15 protein-coding genes are annotated in these 15,189 nt (G+C 57.0%); 8 read left to right on the forward strand and 7 right to left on the reverse strand.

Annotation, left to right across the window (positions count from 1 at the left end; all coding sequences use genetic code 11):
• The first annotated feature begins 12 nt into the window (after positions 1-12).
• On the forward strand, positions 13-588 hold the full coding sequence (locus tag ACVKSX_RS15615; protein ID WP_033758980.1) for an aminodeoxychorismate/anthranilate synthase component II: 576 nt from the start codon (positions 13-15) through the stop codon (positions 586-588).
• 81 nt (positions 589-669) lie between these two features.
• A complete protein-coding gene (argD, locus tag ACVKSX_RS15620) occupies positions 670-1,890 on the forward strand; it encodes a bifunctional acetylornithine/succinyldiaminopimelate transaminase (RefSeq protein WP_010671575.1) in 1,221 nt (406 codons plus the stop codon).
• A 1-nt stretch (position 1,891) separates the two neighbouring features.
• Here the strand turns inward: argD and ACVKSX_RS15625 are convergent, their stop codons facing one another.
• Complete coding sequence (locus tag ACVKSX_RS15625) at positions 1,892-3,967, reverse strand: YccS/YhfK family putative transporter (protein ID WP_124890370.1); 2,076 nt, start codon at positions 3,965-3,967, stop codon at positions 1,892-1,894.
• A 57-nt stretch (positions 3,968-4,024) separates the two neighbouring features.
• On the reverse strand, positions 4,025-4,657 hold the full coding sequence (gene crp / locus ACVKSX_RS15630) for a cAMP-activated global transcriptional regulator CRP (RefSeq protein ID WP_003852956.1): 633 nt from the start codon (positions 4,655-4,657) through the stop codon (positions 4,025-4,027).
• 303 nt (positions 4,658-4,960) lie between these two features.
• On the opposite strand from crp, the gene ACVKSX_RS15635 reads away from it, so the two are divergent.
• Positions 4,961-5,365 (forward strand): OsmC family protein, encoded by a 405-nt coding sequence (locus ACVKSX_RS15635; protein WP_010253071.1) that lies wholly within the window; start codon positions 4,961-4,963, stop codon positions 5,363-5,365.
• 333 nt (positions 5,366-5,698) lie between these two features.
• On the opposite strand, the gene ACVKSX_RS15640 is transcribed toward ACVKSX_RS15635, so the two are convergent.
• The 3 genes from ACVKSX_RS15640 to ACVKSX_RS15650 all read right to left on the reverse strand — a co-directional run bounded on the left by ACVKSX_RS15640 (position 5,699) and on the right by ACVKSX_RS15650 (position 7,869).
• Positions 5,699-6,568, reverse strand: coding sequence for a phosphoribulokinase (locus ACVKSX_RS15640; protein ID WP_010253068.1), 870 nt, complete (start codon positions 6,566-6,568; stop codon positions 5,699-5,701).
• A gap of 61 nt (positions 6,569-6,629) precedes the next feature.
• Positions 6,630-6,848: a YheU family protein gene (locus ACVKSX_RS15645; protein ID WP_010253066.1), complete on the reverse strand. Its 219-nt coding sequence runs from the start codon at positions 6,846-6,848 to the stop codon at positions 6,630-6,632.
• A 4-nt stretch (positions 6,849-6,852) separates the two neighbouring features.
• Entirely contained in the window at positions 6,853-7,869 is a 1,017-nt protein-coding gene (locus ACVKSX_RS15650; protein ID WP_010671577.1) for a hydrolase, read from the reverse strand.
• A 57-nt stretch (positions 7,870-7,926) separates the two neighbouring features.
• On the opposite strand from ACVKSX_RS15650, the gene ACVKSX_RS15655 reads away from it, so the two are divergent.
• On the forward strand, positions 7,927-8,529 hold the full coding sequence (locus tag ACVKSX_RS15655; protein WP_010671578.1) for a LysE family translocator: 603 nt from the start codon (positions 7,927-7,929) through the stop codon (positions 8,527-8,529).
• A gap of 1 nt (position 8,530) precedes the next feature.
• Here the strand turns inward: ACVKSX_RS15655 and ACVKSX_RS15660 are convergent, their stop codons facing one another.
• Positions 8,531-9,511, reverse strand: a complete 981-nt coding sequence (locus tag ACVKSX_RS15660; protein ID WP_010671579.1) for a LacI family DNA-binding transcriptional regulator — start codon at positions 9,509-9,511, stop codon at positions 8,531-8,533.
• Positions 9,512-9,747: 236 nt separating this feature from the next.
• On the opposite strand from ACVKSX_RS15660, the gene tauA reads away from it, so the two are divergent.
• From tauA to tauD, 4 genes are read left to right on the forward strand one after another with little or no spacing between them, the layout of a single operon-like run.
• A complete protein-coding gene (gene tauA / locus ACVKSX_RS15665; protein WP_010253052.1) occupies positions 9,748-10,725 on the forward strand; it encodes a taurine ABC transporter substrate-binding protein in 978 nt (325 codons plus the stop codon).
• A gap of 9 nt (positions 10,726-10,734) precedes the next feature.
• The gene (gene tauB, locus ACVKSX_RS15670) at positions 10,735-11,502 is read left to right on the forward strand and encodes a taurine ABC transporter ATP-binding subunit (RefSeq protein WP_010671580.1); all 768 of its coding nucleotides are present in this window, start codon (positions 10,735-10,737) and stop codon (positions 11,500-11,502) included.
• Complete coding sequence (gene tauC / locus ACVKSX_RS15675; RefSeq protein WP_010671581.1) at positions 11,499-12,326, forward strand: taurine ABC transporter permease TauC; 828 nt, start codon at positions 11,499-11,501, stop codon at positions 12,324-12,326. Before tauB ends, tauC begins: the two co-directional genes overlap by 4 nt.
• Entirely contained in the window at positions 12,323-13,162 is an 840-nt protein-coding gene (tauD, locus tag ACVKSX_RS15680; protein WP_033772975.1) for a taurine dioxygenase, read from the forward strand. Before tauC ends, tauD begins: the two co-directional genes overlap by 4 nt.
• A gap of 32 nt (positions 13,163-13,194) precedes the next feature.
• Here the strand turns inward: tauD and ACVKSX_RS15685 are convergent, their stop codons facing one another.
• Positions 13,195-15,099: an ABC transporter ATP-binding protein gene (locus ACVKSX_RS15685; protein WP_010671582.1), complete on the reverse strand. Its 1,905-nt coding sequence runs from the start codon at positions 15,097-15,099 to the stop codon at positions 13,195-13,197.
• Between the last annotated feature and the right edge of the window lie 90 nt (positions 15,100-15,189).

A 15,189-nucleotide genomic window follows, 5' to 3' on the forward strand; every position in this document is an offset into this window, starting at 1 on the left:
TCTGGACTGGCCATGCTGCTGCTTATCGACAATTACGACTCCTTTACCTGGAATCTTTATCAATATTTCTGCGAGCTGGGCGCGCAGGTTCAGGTGGTGCGCAATGATGCCATCACGCTGGAGCAGATGGCGGCGTTACCGCTGACTCATCTGGTGATCTCCCCTGGCCCCTGCACGCCGTCGGAGTCAGGCATTTCGCTGGCGGCGATCCGGCATTTCGCCGGTCAGCTGCCGGTGCTGGGCGTCTGCCTGGGCCATCAGGCAATTGCGCAGGCGTATGGCGCGCAGGTCGTGCGTGCGCGTCAGGTGATGCACGGCAAAACCTCTGCGATTCAGCACACCGGACAGGGCGTGTTCCGCACTCTGAATAATCCACTGACCGTGACCCGCTACCATTCGCTGATTGTACAGCGCGACTCCCTGCCAGATGCCTTCGAGGTGACTGCCTGGACGGTGCGTGACGGCGAGCCTGACGAAATTATGGGATTCCGCCATAAAACCCTGGCGCTGGAAGGCGTGCAGTTCCATCCCGAAAGCATTCTCAGCGAGCAGGGACATCAGCTGCTGCGCAATTTCCTTGAGCAATAAGTTGCCTTTGAGTGATTTTTTATGCATATTTTGTGATTATTATTTCAAAGTTGCACGTCAATCATCTAAATGGGGTCATCAATGGCAGCGGAAAAAATTGCGGTCACGCGGGAGACGTTCGATAACGTTATTTTGCCTGTTTATGCACCTGCGCAGTTCGTGCCGGTAAAAGGCAAGGGCAGTCGTGTATGGGATCAGCAGGGCAAAGAGTATATCGATTTCTCAGGTGGTATCGCCGTCACCGCACTTGGACACTGCCATCCTGCGCTGGTGGAGACGCTAAAAAGTCAGGGCGAGACGCTGTGGCACACCAGCAACGTCTTCACCAACGAACCGGCGCTGCGTCTTGCCAGTAAGTTAATTCAGGCGACCTTTGCCGAGCGGGTCTTCTTCGCTAACTCCGGGGCCGAAGCCAACGAGGCCGCCTTTAAGCTGGCGCGCTACTACGCCTGCAAACGTCACAGCCCGTTCAAAAGTAAGATTATCGCCTTTCATAACGCCTTTCATGGCCGGACGCTGTTTACCGTCACGGTCGGCGGACAGCCAAAATATTCTGATGGGTTCGGGCCTAAACCGGCGGATATCGTCCATGTGCCGTTCAATGATCTGAACGCAGTAAAAGCGGTCATTGACGATCATACCTGCGCCATTGTGGTTGAACCGATTCAGGGGGAGGGTGGCGTCGTGCCCGCAACGCAGGAGTTTATGCAGGGACTGCGTGAGCTTTGCGATCAGCATCAGGCGCTGCTGGTGCTGGATGAAGTGCAGAGCGGCATGGGGCGCAGCGGCAAGCTGTTCGCCTATGAGCATTATGGCATCCAGCCCGATATTCTGACCTCAGCCAAAGCGCTGGGCGGCGGTTTCCCGGTCAGCGCCATGCTGACCACTAACGAGATCGCCTCGACCATGGCGCCGGGCGTGCATGGCACCACCTATGGCGGCAATCCACTCGCCTGCGCCATCGCCGAAACTGCGCTCGATATTATCAATACGCCGGATGTGCTGGCAGGCGTTGAGACACGTCGTCAGCACTTTGTCACGGCGCTGCAGGCCATCGATGCGAAGTATGATCTCTTCAGCGATATTCGCGGCAAGGGTCTGCTGATTGGCGCGGCGCTGAAACCGCAGCATGCCGGTAAAGCACGCGACATCCTGAATGCCGCGGCCGCAGAAGGCGTGATGGTGCTGGTTGCCGGAACCGACGTGATGCGTTTTGCCCCGTCACTGATCATTGAGCCTGCCGACATCGAAGAGGGCATGAGCCGCTTCGCCACGGCCGTCGGCAACGTGCTCAACGGCTAGCTTAGTTTCTACGTAAGCGTCTGATCAGCCAGCGGCCATGTTGCGGCCGCTGGTTCCACGCCAGCGATGAAATGGTGTACATCACGCTCAGATGATCGAGAATGCGCCGCACATGCTGCTCCACCACCGTGATCGGTCCCTCACTGATGTTCTCCAGCTCATCCAGCAGGTTAACCTGTGAGCTTTCACCATCATATTCCAGCCGCTGCTGACACCGCTGCAGCGCGATTTCACAGGATTGCAGGTAACGCTCAGCCAGCGAGGCAGTGAGCATGGTGTGCTCCCGCGCCAGAATCGTCATGGCGTTGATATGCTCGACGATAAACTGACTGTGCGTGACCCAGAGCCGCATATCACTCAGATAGCGGGAGTTGAATGCGGGCTCCTGCATCGCCTGATTCAGTGAGTTAAACAGCGCATTGTGTGCCTGATTGACCTTCACGCGCTGATAAGCCAGTTTCTCTGGTGACTGTTCGTCACCCAGCAACAGCCGTAGCGCATCCTGATAGGTTTCCAGTGCGTCATGGGCGTTCTGCCGCAGTAAGCCGCTCTGCCACTGCGGCCACAGCCACAGCATCCCGCCAAAGGCGATCAGACAACCCATCAGCGTATCCATGAGTCGCGGCAGCAGAAACTGCGCGCCATTCAGCGACAGCAATTGCAGCGAGTAAACCGCCGTGACCGTAAAGCCAATCATCGACCAGCCATAGAACTGGCGGGTAAAGCGATAGCTGATAAAAGTAATTGCCAGCATGATCAGCAGCACCAGCGACTCCGGCACCGCCATGCGCAGCGTGGCGGCCGCGATCACCAGACCGGCAAAAGTGCCCAGCGCCCGGTGCTGAATGCGGACACGGGTAGCGCTGTAGCCGTTCTGGCTGACGAACATGATGGTCATCAGGATCCAGTAGGGTTTGGGGATGTTGAAGAACAGCGCCAGCGCGCTGCCCAGCATCAGCATCACCGCAAAGCGGCCGGCAGTGCGCAGGGCCGATGAGCGAAACGAGAGATAACTGCGCAGCGCCGGTAACAGCGGCAGACGGCGCTGGCGGTCAGCCATCAGATCGCGCTGATAAAGGGGTTTCTGGGTGCGCAGGACCCGCGCGATGCGGTTGAAGTGGTAAAGGCAGAAGTTACCCACCGGATTGTCGGGATGCTGATGGGCGATTTTCTCCAGCGCGCCGAGCTGTTTATCCATCGCAAAGCGATCGGGTAGCTGGTGATAGAGAATGTTATCCGCCAGCACCCGCAACCGGGCCGAGATGGTTTTGGCATTCCAGCGGATCACCGCTTCGGCGTGGCTCTGTTCGACCAGCTTCTGCACCTCTTCCGGCCGATGCAGGCTGACCGAGATATGTTCCTGCAGATCCAGCGCCACCTGAAAGGCGCGCGTCAGCCGTTTATGGCTGTGATCGCGGCTTGCCGACAGCATATGCATCTGCTGATAACAGGTGTTAATCAGATCGACCACTTTCTGCTGGCGAGCCAGCAGCGGCGGCAGCGCCTTTTCCGGATCGGTCAGCTGCGTCAGCAGGGTATATTTTGCGTCGCAGTAGTTAGCCAGCTCGCGGTAGATCAGGCTCAGGCTTTCGCGCATCGGCTGCTCTTTCCACAGCCAGAACCAGAACCAGTTAAACAGCCCGTACCATAGCGTGCCGCCGATATAGAGCAGCGGGGGAACATAGATTGGCATGCGGCCAATCAGGCTCAGGGTAAAGATGGCGGCAATCAGGGTGCCGGGCAGCAGACGACCATGCAGCGGGCTGATCTCCCCGGTAACGCCGAGCAATAAGGGCATAGCAAACAGGATCAGCGGCAGCGGAATAGCATGGAGGGTAAGCCACTGCATCAGAAAGCTGCCGAGGGCAAACAGGCTGCCGCCAACAATCAGGCGTTTGAAGAAGCGTTTATGCGGGGTATCCAGACCGGCGATGTTGCAGCAGGCGGGCACTAATGAGAACAGCAGACCTTTTTGCAGGTCGCCAGCCAGCCAGCCCAGCGCCACCGGCAGACAGAGCACCAGCGTTTGCCGCAAGGCGTAGTTAACTTCAGGATGGTAAATAATTCGACGCCACATCGGCCCAACACAAACAATAACGGCGTGATGTTGCCATCACGCCGTGGGTGACAGGAATTAGCGGGTGCCGTAAACGACGATGGTTTTGCCGTGTGCGGAGATCAGGTTCTGATCTTCCAGCATCTTCAAAATACGGCCCACGGTTTCACGTGAACAACCAACAATCTGGCCAATTTCCTGACGAGTGATTTTAATTTGCATGCCGTCGGGATGCGTCATGGCATCTGGCTGCTTCGCCAGGTTGAGCAGGGTCTGTGCAATGCGTCCGGTTACGTCGAGGAAAGCGAGGTTACCCACTTTTTCAGACGTCACCTGCAGGCGACGCGCCATCTGCGATGAGAGTCGCATCAGGATGTCAGGGTTAACCTGGATCAGCTGACGGAATTTCTTGTAAGAAATTTCCGCCACTTCGCACGCGCTTTTCGCACGTACCCAGGCGCTGCGCTCCTGGCCTTCTTCGAACAGGCCAAGTTCACCAATAAAATCGCCCTGATTCAGGTAGGAAAGAATCATCTCTTTGCCTTCTTCATCTTTAATCAGAACCGCAACGGAACCTTTCACGATGTAGTAAAGCGTTTCTGCTTTTTCACCTTGGTGAATCAGCGTACTTTTGGATGGATACTTGTGAATATGGCAATGGGACAGGAACCATTCGAGTGTAGGGTCTGTTTGCGGTTTGCCGAGAACCATTCGCTATTATCCTCTGTTGTAATCGTGCCCAAAATACAGGGGGCAGTTTTCCCTGTCAGGCGGTGAAAGCTTCAAGCGTTTCCATTTCAGGAAATTATTCGGGCCGCATCAGGCGCAGTGCGCATCATCCTTCCCGGCTTCGTCATCGGGTGACGAAAAATATTTTCAGCACTGTTTGTAGCACAGCTTTTGCCGACTGTCTTCTGTTGTCTCGCTTCAGCTACGGGCGGATTTCTCTGGATTGCTGTTTACCAGGCGAAAGCGTACTCTGGCGACAAAACAGCGTATTCCGGAGCAAAAATCATGCAGGCAAGAGTGAAATGGGTAGAAGGGCTGACATTCCTCGGAGAATCCTCATCCGGCCATCAGATACTGATGGATGGAAATTCGGGTGATAAAGCGCCCAGCCCAATGGAGATGGTGCTGATGGCGGCGGGCGGATGCAGCGCGATTGACGTGGTATCAATTCTGCAAAAAGGCCGAAACGATGTGGCTGATTGTGAAGTAAAACTGACCTCAGAACGTCGTGAAGAGGCGCCGCGAATCTTTACGCACATCAACCTGCATTTTATCGTGAGTGGTAAAGCCCTCCAGGATAAAGCGGTCTCACGCGCTGTGGATCTTTCTGCTGAAAAATATTGCTCTGTGGCCATCATGCTGGGTAAAGGCGTCAACATTACGCATAGCTATGAAGTGATCGAACTTTAGTACCCGCAGGGATCTTTTAAGGTCGCGGGCAAAATCTGTCGTGCTCTGCTGTCAGACTGTGCCTGCGCTGGGAACCGGGTCAGATCGGAAAGTCGCTTAAGCCAATCCCTGGCCGCTCGGCCCGCGCGATTACGCACCTCATCCCTGAGGTGCGCCCGTAGCCGGGCCAACGCGTTGCGTTGTTCAAAAACGCTCCCGGCGTTTTTGTCCCAGGCGCGGGACGCTTTCCTCTTCTGACCCGGTTCCCAGCGTGTTAAGCTTTTTCGCTGCTGTCAGATTCATCCTGCATTGGCATTGGCATTGGCATTAGTCTGGAAAGGCCCTTTTGGCCTCTTACTCTATTCGTTTGCCTTCCATCAGCCGCTTCACCAGTGGGCCCATAATCAACTCCATCGCCAGACCCATTTTGCCGCCAGGCACCACCAGCGTATTGATGTGCGAGATAAACGAGCCCTGCAGCATCGCCAGCAGGTAGGGGAGGTCGATATCTTCCAGCGCCTGGAAGTGGATCACCACAAAGCTCTCATCCAGTGACGGAATAGCGCGGGCAGCGAACGGGTTTGAGGTATCGACCGTCGGGACGCGCTGAAAGTTGAGGTGAGTGCGTGAGAACTGTGGTGTGATGAAGTTGATGTAATCTTCCATCGAGCGCACCACCGAATCCATGACCGCTTCACGTGAATGGCCGCGCTCGCCGGTGTCGCGCACCAGCTTCTGAATCCACTCCAGGTTCACAATCGGCACCACGCCAACCAGCAGATCAACCTGTTCTGCTACGTTGTGCTGCGCCGTTACCACGCCGCCGTGCAGCCCTTCGTAGAAGAGAATATCGGTGTTCTGCGGCAGCGGTTGCCACGGCGTAAAGGTGCCGGGCACCTGATTCCACGGCACCGCTTCATCGTAGGTGTGCAGATATTTACGCGACTGGCCCTGTCCGCTCTGACCATACTCTTTAAAGCTCTGCTCCAGCAGGCCAAAGTCATTGGCTTCCGGGCCGAAGTAGCTGACATGACGTCCTAAATCGCGCGCCTTACGAATCGCCATATCCATTTCAGGGCGGGTAAAGCGGTGAAAACTGTCACCTTCCAGCTCCGCCGCATGAAGATCGAGCTGCTGAAAGATTTTGCGAAACGCCACGCTGGTGGTGGTGGTCCCTGCGCCGCTGGAACCAGTCACCGCGATAATGGGATGACGTGCAGACATAGAAAAGCTCCCTGTGAGGTCGGGCAATAGGCATTGTTAACACGAAATGCCGTTGGGTGCATCAGCCACGAAATTCTTTGCGCGGCATGATATTGACCGATTCGTGCAGTTCCGACCACACCAGCACCACTTCACCCGTTTCCAGCTGACGTCGCACATCGGCCACCTTGTCGATCAGGCTGCGTTCCTGCTCGCCATAGTCCGTGCCTTCGCGCAGCACAAAGGTTTCAATCAGATTTTCAAGGGTCTCAGGTGAGACCTGTTGCCAGGGAATAATCACGAGATCAGTTATCCAGAAAAGGGGCGATCCACTGGGGGATACGCTGTTCCAGCCACATTTCAGGCTGGCGTAATGTCCCACCAACAAAACCTACATGGCCGCCGTGTGGTGTCAGTTGATAAGTAATAGTGGCAGATAATTGGCTGCTGTGCGGGATCACCTCATCACTCATAAAAGGATCATCTTTGGCGTGAATGATCAGCAGCGGTTTCTCTGCGTGCTTCAGCCAGGGCATGGCGCTGGCACGATGATAGTAATCGGCCGCATCCAGAAAACCGTGGGCGCGGGCGGTAATGGCATCATCAAAATCGCGCAGTCGACGTAGCGCTTTCAGCTGCGCCAGATTGACCGGCAGCGTATCCGGCCAGGCGTGCAGTTTGCGGCGGGCATTTTTCTTGAGCTGCGCCAGCAAATAGTATTGATAGACGCGTGAGAAGCCGCGTTCCAGTTTTAGGCTACAGGGCTCCAGCAGCAGCGGAGCGGAGACAATGACGCCCGCGTCTACCTCAGCGGCTGCGCCCTGCTGGCCCAGCAGGCAGCCCAGCATGTTACCGCCCAGCGAGAAACCGACCGCGGCGGTGGGTACGCGGCCCCAGCGGGTGCGCAGCCAGTGCAGAAAAAAACGGGCATCTTCGGTTTCGCCGGAGTGATAGATGCGGTTGAGCCGATTCGGTTCGCCGCTGCAGCCGCGAAAATGCATCACCACCGCCAGCCAGCCGCGCGCGCGGCAGATCGCCATCAGTCCATGAATATAGGGGCTGTGAAAACTGCCCTCCAGCCCATGAAACAGCACCACGCGCGGTTTATGCTGCGCGAACTGCGGATCTTCACTCCAGGCGAGATCGACGAAGTCGCCATCCGGCAGGTCGAGACGTTGCCAGTGGGGATCGCCCGTGATACGACGACGTAGCAGGCGCGGCAGCAGGGTCTGCAGGTGCGCGTTACGCAGACTCTCAGGAGGCGTGAAGTGCTCGTTTTCCGGTCCGGTAAATTTCATGTGGTAAAAGCTTGTCTGTTCCATATCACACTGTTAGCTTCGATAAGTTTTTTCTTGCAGGGTAAGGAGTACCCGATTGCCATGGAACTGAGTCTTTTCTTATCAATGTTGGGATTTCTTTGGGTCGCGGCCATTACGCCCGGGCCTAATAATATGTTACTCACTGCCTCGGGCGCTAATTTTGGCTTTATGCGCACCATTCCGCTGATGATTGGCATCATGATCGGGATGCAGGTGATGCTGCTGATGGTGGCCTTTGGCGTCGGCGGGCTGATCCTGCTCTATCCTTCGCTGCACCTGGTGCTGAAAATCGCCGGTAGCCTCTATCTGCTCTGGCTGGCATGGAAAATCGCTACCGCCAGTTATGAGAAGCTGGAAACCGATCAGGCGCCGGATGCGCCGATGCCCTTCTGGCAGGGCGGATTGTTGCAGTTGATCAATCCCAAGGCCTGGCTGATGGCGCTGGGCGCGGTCGCCAGTTTCAGCCTGGCCGGTGACGCATATCGCCATTCAGTGATGGCGATAAGCATCGGCATGTTTCTGGTTAATCTGGTATCGGGTGTTATCTGGATGGGATTTGGTGCGATGATCGGCCGCATTCTGCGCAGCCGTCGCGCCTGGAAAATCTTTAACCTCGCCATGGGGCTGCTGACCGCCGCCTGCGTGCTGTTAATCTGGCACTAAATTAGCTGGATGCGCGTTCAACGCGCGTCCAGGGCAGCACCTCGCGGATGACTGGCGCATTAGGATTGCGGATCTTCTGCAGCAGCAATTGCACGCTACGCGCGCCCAGCTGGTTCATCGGCTGCTCGATGGTCGTCAGCGGCGGATTCAGGCTGCGGGTAAACGACACGCCATCAAACCCGACCACCGCCAGATCTTCCGGCACGCGCAGACCCGCTTCCAGCGCCGCATGCACCACGCCTACCGCCAGCACATCTGAAACCGCAAACACCGCATCCGGCGGTTCCGGCAGCGCCATCAACTCCCTTAGCCCCTGACTGCCCGCCTCACAGGAGATTTCGTAAGTGTAGGAGACGCCGGACCAGACATACCCCAGCTCCTCAATCGCCTGCCGGTAGCCCTTTTCACGATGATGCGAGTAAAGGTAACGCATGTCGCCATTGATCAGCCCGATGCGTTTACGCCCTTTACCGGCAAGGTAATGGACGGTGTCGCGCGCGGCTTCAAGGTGATCAATGCTGACCGAGGAGGCGGGGATATCCGGATCAAATTCGCAGCACTGCACCCAGGGCGCACCGGCGATGAGCGCCTGCAAATCCTGTAAACCGGAGGCCGCATCCATCGTAATTACGCCATCGACCACTTTTCCGGTCAGCAGGGAGAGATAAGCGGCTTCACGCTGGAGCTGCGAGGCGGAGTTACAGAGCAGGATGTGATAGCCGTGCAGTTCCGCTTCGGCCTCGATGCCCTGAACCACGCGTGAACAGAAGGGATTGGTGATATCCGAGATCAGCACCAGCAGCATGTTGCTTTGCGACGTACGCAGCTGACGCGCCAGTAAGTTGGGCTGATAGTCGCAGGCAGAGATTGCCGCCAGAACTTTCTCACGCGTATCGGGCTTCACGCCGGGATGCGCGTTGAGAACCCGCGATACCGTGGCTTTGGAGACGCCAGCCAGCTGAGCGACTTTCTCGATCGACATCGGATTCAGAAACCTTAACAGGCAATAATTGGGAACGCATATGAATAGCACAGGGACAATGTGAGCGCCTGACATTTTTGCTTACTTTAGCTATTTTCAGCATTTGCGATTTTTGACTTAGTTTTGCAGATAGTGATCTAAGAACTTATTTCTATTAGGGATAATTTTTAATTCCTTTATGAAACTATAGCGCGCAGAGACACTGCCTCCACTATAAAAACGGTGGGGTAGTGATCATGGCAGCAACACGTTTAACTTTTTTAGCCGCAGCGCTGGCGCTGCTGGCGTTTCGGGCTGATGCGGTCAATGTCACCGTGGCTTACCAGACCTCGGCTGAGCCGGCGAAAGTGGCGCAGGCTGACAACAGCTTTGCGAAAGAGAGCGGGGCCAGCGTTGACTGGCGCAAATTTGACAGCGGCGCCGGGGTATTACGTGCGATGGCGTCCGGTGACGTCCAGATTGGCAATATCGGTTCCAGCCCGTTAGCGGTCGCGGCGGCGCAGAAGCTGCCGATTGAAGCCTTTTTACTCGCCTCTCAACTGGGCAACTCTGAAGCGCTGGTGGTGAAGAAGAATATAACCACGCCCAAAGATTTAATTGGCAAGCGCATCGCGGTGCCGTTCATCTCTACCACCCACTACAGCCTGCTGGCTGCGCTGAAACACTGGGGCATCAAACCGTCACAGGTACAACTGGTCAATCTGCAGCCGCCAGCGATTATTGCTGCCTGGCAGCGTGGCGACATTGATGGCGCTTACGTCTGGGCACCGGCGGTTAATGAGCTGGAAAAAGAGGGCAAAGTGTTAACCGACTCTGCGGAAGTGGGAAGCTGGGGATCGCCGACGCTGGATGTCTGGGTGGTACGCAAAGATTTTGCTCAGCAGCATCCGGAGATCGTGACTGCTTTTGCCCGCAGCGCGCTTGACGCGCAGCAGGCCTACCTGAACAGCCCCGACAGCTGGCTGAAACAGTCCGATAACCTCAGCAAACTCTCTCGCCTCAGCGGTGTGCCGGAAGCACAGGTGCCCGGTCTGGTGAAGGGCAATACCTACCTCACGGCGCAGCAGCAGGTTGAGCAACTGGGCAAACCGGTCAATAAAGCGATCGTCGATACCGCGCAGTTTCTGAAAGCACAGGGCCGGGTGCCGCAGGCGGATAACGACTACAGCAGCTATGTGACCTCCCGTTTCGTCGAGCCATTAGTTAAACCTTAAGGAGGCACTATGCTGCGCATCGCTCACCTTAATGCCCGTTATGCCGGACAGCCGGTGTTGCAGGATATCAATCTGCAGCTGGATAGCCATGAACTGCTGGTGGTGCTCGGCCCCTCCGGCTGCGGCAAAACCACACTGCTCAATCTGGTTGCCGGTTTCCTGCCGGTGGAGTCGGGCAGCATCACGCTGGATAACCAGCCGGTGACCGGGCCTGGTGCGGAGCGCGGCGTGGTGTTTCAGCATGAAGGATTACTGCCGTGGCGCAACGTGCTGGATAACGTCGCCTTTGGCCTGCAGCTGGCGGGGATGTCACGCCCGGATCGCGACGCGATTGCCCGCCGGTTAATCAGGCAGGTGGGGCTTGAAGGTGCGGAAAAGCGCGCCATCTGGCAGTTGTCCGGTGGTCAGCGTCAGCGGGTGGGCATTGCGCGTGCGCTGGCTACCGATCCACAACTGCTATTGCTGGATGAGCCTTTCGGCGCACTGGATGCCTTTACCCGAGAGCAGATGCAAACCCTGCTGCTGACGCTGTGGCGCGACAGCGGTAAACAGATTCTGTTGATTACGCACGACATAGAAGAGGCGATTTTCCTGGCCAGCGAACTGATTCTGCTGTCGCCAGGACCGGGCCGCATCGTAGAGCGGCTGCGTCCTGGCTTTGGTCAGCGCTTTGCCGCGGGAGAGTCGTGCCGCAGCATCAAATCCGATCCGCAGTTTATCGCCCAGCGCGAGTATGTGCTGAGCCGGGTCTTTGATCAGCGGGAGGCGTTTGCATGAGTGCACTCATCAATGACAAGTCTCTGCCGGTGCGCCGTCGTTTGCGCTGGCCGTTTTCAACCGCCTTCACGCTGAGCATGCTGAGTCTCTCTCTGCTGTTGCTGCTCTGGTGGGGCGTGACCGCGCTGGGCCTGATTGCCCCGCTGTTCCTGCCGTCGCCGCAGCAGGTGTTAAGCAAGCTGCTGCTGATTGCCAGCTCGCAGGGCTTTATGGATGCCACGCTGTGGCAGCATCTGGCCGCCAGCCTGACACGAATGCTGATTGCGCTGACTGCCGCTGCCGCCATCGGTATTCCTGTAGGGATCCTGATGGGCCTCAGCCCGGTCGCTCGCGGGTTGCTCGATCCTCTGATTGAACTCTATCGTCCGATTCCGCCACTCGCCTATCTGCCATTGATGGTGATCTGGTTCGGCATTGGTGAAACCTCGAAAATCCTGCTGATCTATCTGGCGATTTTCGCGCCGGTGACGCTCTCCACCCTGGCCGGCGTGCGTAACACGCAGCAGGTCCGACTGCGTGCGGCGCGCTCGCTGGGGGCTAATCGCTGGCAACTGCTGCGCTGGGTGATTCTGCCAGGCGCGTTGCCGGAGATCCTCACCGGTCTGCGCATCGGTCTGGGGGTTGGCTGGTCAACGCTGGTGGCCGCTGAGCTGATTGCTGCCACGCGGGGTCTGGGTTTTATGGTGCAGTCAGCAGGAGAATTCCTCGCCACCGATGTGGTGCTGGCGGGTATCGCGGTAATCGCCTTTATTGCTTTTAGCTTAGAACTCGGGCTCCGCGCGTTGCAGCGCCGTCTGACGCCCTGGAGTGGAGAACAATCATGAACGAACGTCTCAGTTTTACCCCGCTTGGCCCGTACATTGGCGCGCAGGTCTCAAACCTGGATGTGTCTCGCCCATTGAGTGATGCTCAGTTTGAGCAGCTTTATCATGGCCTGCTTCGTCATCAGGTGCTGTTTCTGCGTGACCAGAAAATAACGCCGGAACAGCACCGCGCGCTGGCAATCCGCTTTGGCGATCTGCACATCCATCCGGTCTATCCGCATGCGGAAGGCGTCGAGGAGATTATCGTGCTGGATACCCATCAGGATAATCCGCCAGATAATGACAACTGGCATACCGATGTCACCTTTATTGATACGCCGCCAGCGATCGCCTTGCTGGCCTCGAAGGTGTTACCGGAGTCGGGGGGTGACACGCTCTGGACCAGCGGCATTGCGGCTTACGAAGCGCTCTCTGAACCCTTTAAGCAGCTGCTGGCAGGTCTCCATGCCGAGCATGATTTCAAAAAGTCATTCCAGGAGTATAAGTACCGCAAAACCGAGGACGAGCATCAGCGCTGGCAGCAGGCGGTAGAAAAACATCCGCCAGTGCAGCATCCGGTCATCCGCACCCATCCGGTCAGCGGCAAAAAAGCGCTGTTTGTGAATGAGGGCTTTACCACGCGGATCGTCGATTTAAGCGAGAAAGAGAGTGATGCGGTGCTGGGCTTTCTGTTTGCGCACGCCACCAAACCGGAGTTTCAGGTGCGCTGGCGCTGGCAGCCAGACGATCTGGCTATCTGGGATAATCGGGTCACGCAGCATTATGCCAATGCTGATTACTATCCTGCCCGGCGCATTATGCAGCGGGCAACGGTGCTGGGCGATAAACCTCGTTAAAAGAGAATCTCCCCGCTCGCGGGGAGATTTTTTTATGAGGCCATAATCTGTTCGAGCTGTTCCTGCGCTTCCAGCCACGCCATCTCCACCTCTTCCAGCGCAGATTTGCTCTCCGCCTGACGCTGCAGCGCGGTGGTCAGGTCCGCTTTACGGCTCTGTTCATAGATAGCGCTGTCTGAGAGCTGAGCTTCGGCTTCGGCCAGCTGGCTCTGCCATTTGCTCATCTGCTTTTCCAGCTTCTCTATCTCTTTGCGCAGCGGCTGCGTCTGGGTGCGCAGTTCAGCATCACGACGCTTCTGGTCTTTACGCGCCTGGGCACTGTTGCCGTTATCCTGCTTCGGCGCGGCATCCTGTTGCGCCTGCTGCTTCTGCAGATCGCTCAGCCACTTCTGATAATCTTCGAGATCGCCTTCAAACACATCCACTTTGCCATCATGCACCAGATAGAGATCGTCGGTGGTCGCGCGCAGCAGATGTCGGTCGTGCGATACCACGACCAGCGCACCTTCGAAGTCGATCAACGCTTCGGTCAGCGCCTGGCGCATATCGAGATCGAGATGGTTGGTGGGTTCATCCAGCAGCAGCAGGTTAGGGCGCTGCCAGACAATCAGCGCCAGCACCAGTCGCGCTTTCTCTCCGCCGGAGAAGCGCTCAGTGATTTCAGTGACTTTATCGCCGCGGAAATCGAAGCCGCCCAGATAGTCGCGCAGCTGCTGTTCCAGCACCTCAGGCGCAATACGCGACAGATGCTGCAACGGTGACTCATCGGCCCGCAGGTACTCCAGCTGATGCTGGGCGAAGTAACCGAGCTTGATCCCTTTCGCCAGACCCATCTTGCCGTCCATCGCCTCCAGCTCACCCGCCAGCAGCTTAATCAGGGTCGATTTACCGGCACCGTTACGTCCCAGCAGGCCGATGCGCGAGCCGGGGACCAGGTTGAGCTTGATGGCGTCGAGAATAATACGATCGCCATAACCCGCAGTGACCTTCTCCATCTTCATCAGCGGATTAGGCAGGTTCTCCGGCTTGCGGAAAGTGAAGCTGAACGGGTTATCGACATGGGCGGGCGCAATCATTTCCATGCGCTCCAGCATCTTGATGCGGCTCTGCGCCTGCTTCGCCTTGGTGGCCTGAGCGCGGAAGCGATCAATGTAGCTGTGCAGGTGCGCCACTTTCTCCTGCTGGCTCTCATACAGTGACTGCTGCTGAGCCAGTTTGGCGACGCGCTGCCGCTCAAAGGAGCTGTAGTTGCCGGTATATTCGAACATCGACTCCTGTTCGATATGAATAATTTTGTCGATGACGGGATCGAGGAAGTCACGATCGTGCGAGATCAGGATCAGCGTGCCTTCATAACTCTTCAGCCAGCGCTCCAGCCAGATCACCGCATCGAGATCGAGGTGGTTGGTCGGTTCATCCAGCAGCAGCAGATCGGAACGGCAAATCAGCGCCTGTGCCAGGTTGAGGCGCATGCGCCAGCCACCCGAGAAGTCGCTGACCGGGCGTTGCAGCTGTTCCTGACTGAAGCCCAGACCATGCAGCAGGCTTGAGGCGCGCGCATGGATGCTCCACGCCTGCACCGCGTCCAGCTTGCCATGCAGCAGCGCGATGGCATTGCCATCGTCACGCAGATTGGCGTCCGCCAGTTCTGCTTCAAGCTGGCGAAACTGGCGATCGCCATCAATCACGTACTCCAGCGCGGCTTTATCCAGCGCAGGGGTTTCCTGATTCACCCAGGCCAGCGCCCAGTGAGTGGGGAAAGTGACGGTACCGGCATCGCTGGTGATTTCACCTTTTAACAGCGACAGCAGCGTGGATTTTCCACAGCCGTTTTTACCCACCAGCCCGACCTTCTGGCCGGGATTAATGGTGGCGGTGGCATTGTCGAGCAGGACGCGGATGCCGCGGCGAATTTGTAAGGCTGAGAAGACAATCATGTAAGCGCCGTATCGTCAGAATATGTTAATTTACTGGCAACATAATGAGATTTTGCTGCGTCGTGCATGGTAGCGGAAAACCGCACCAAT

The sequence above is a fragment of the Pantoea sp. PvP021 genome (assembly GCF_054056055.1).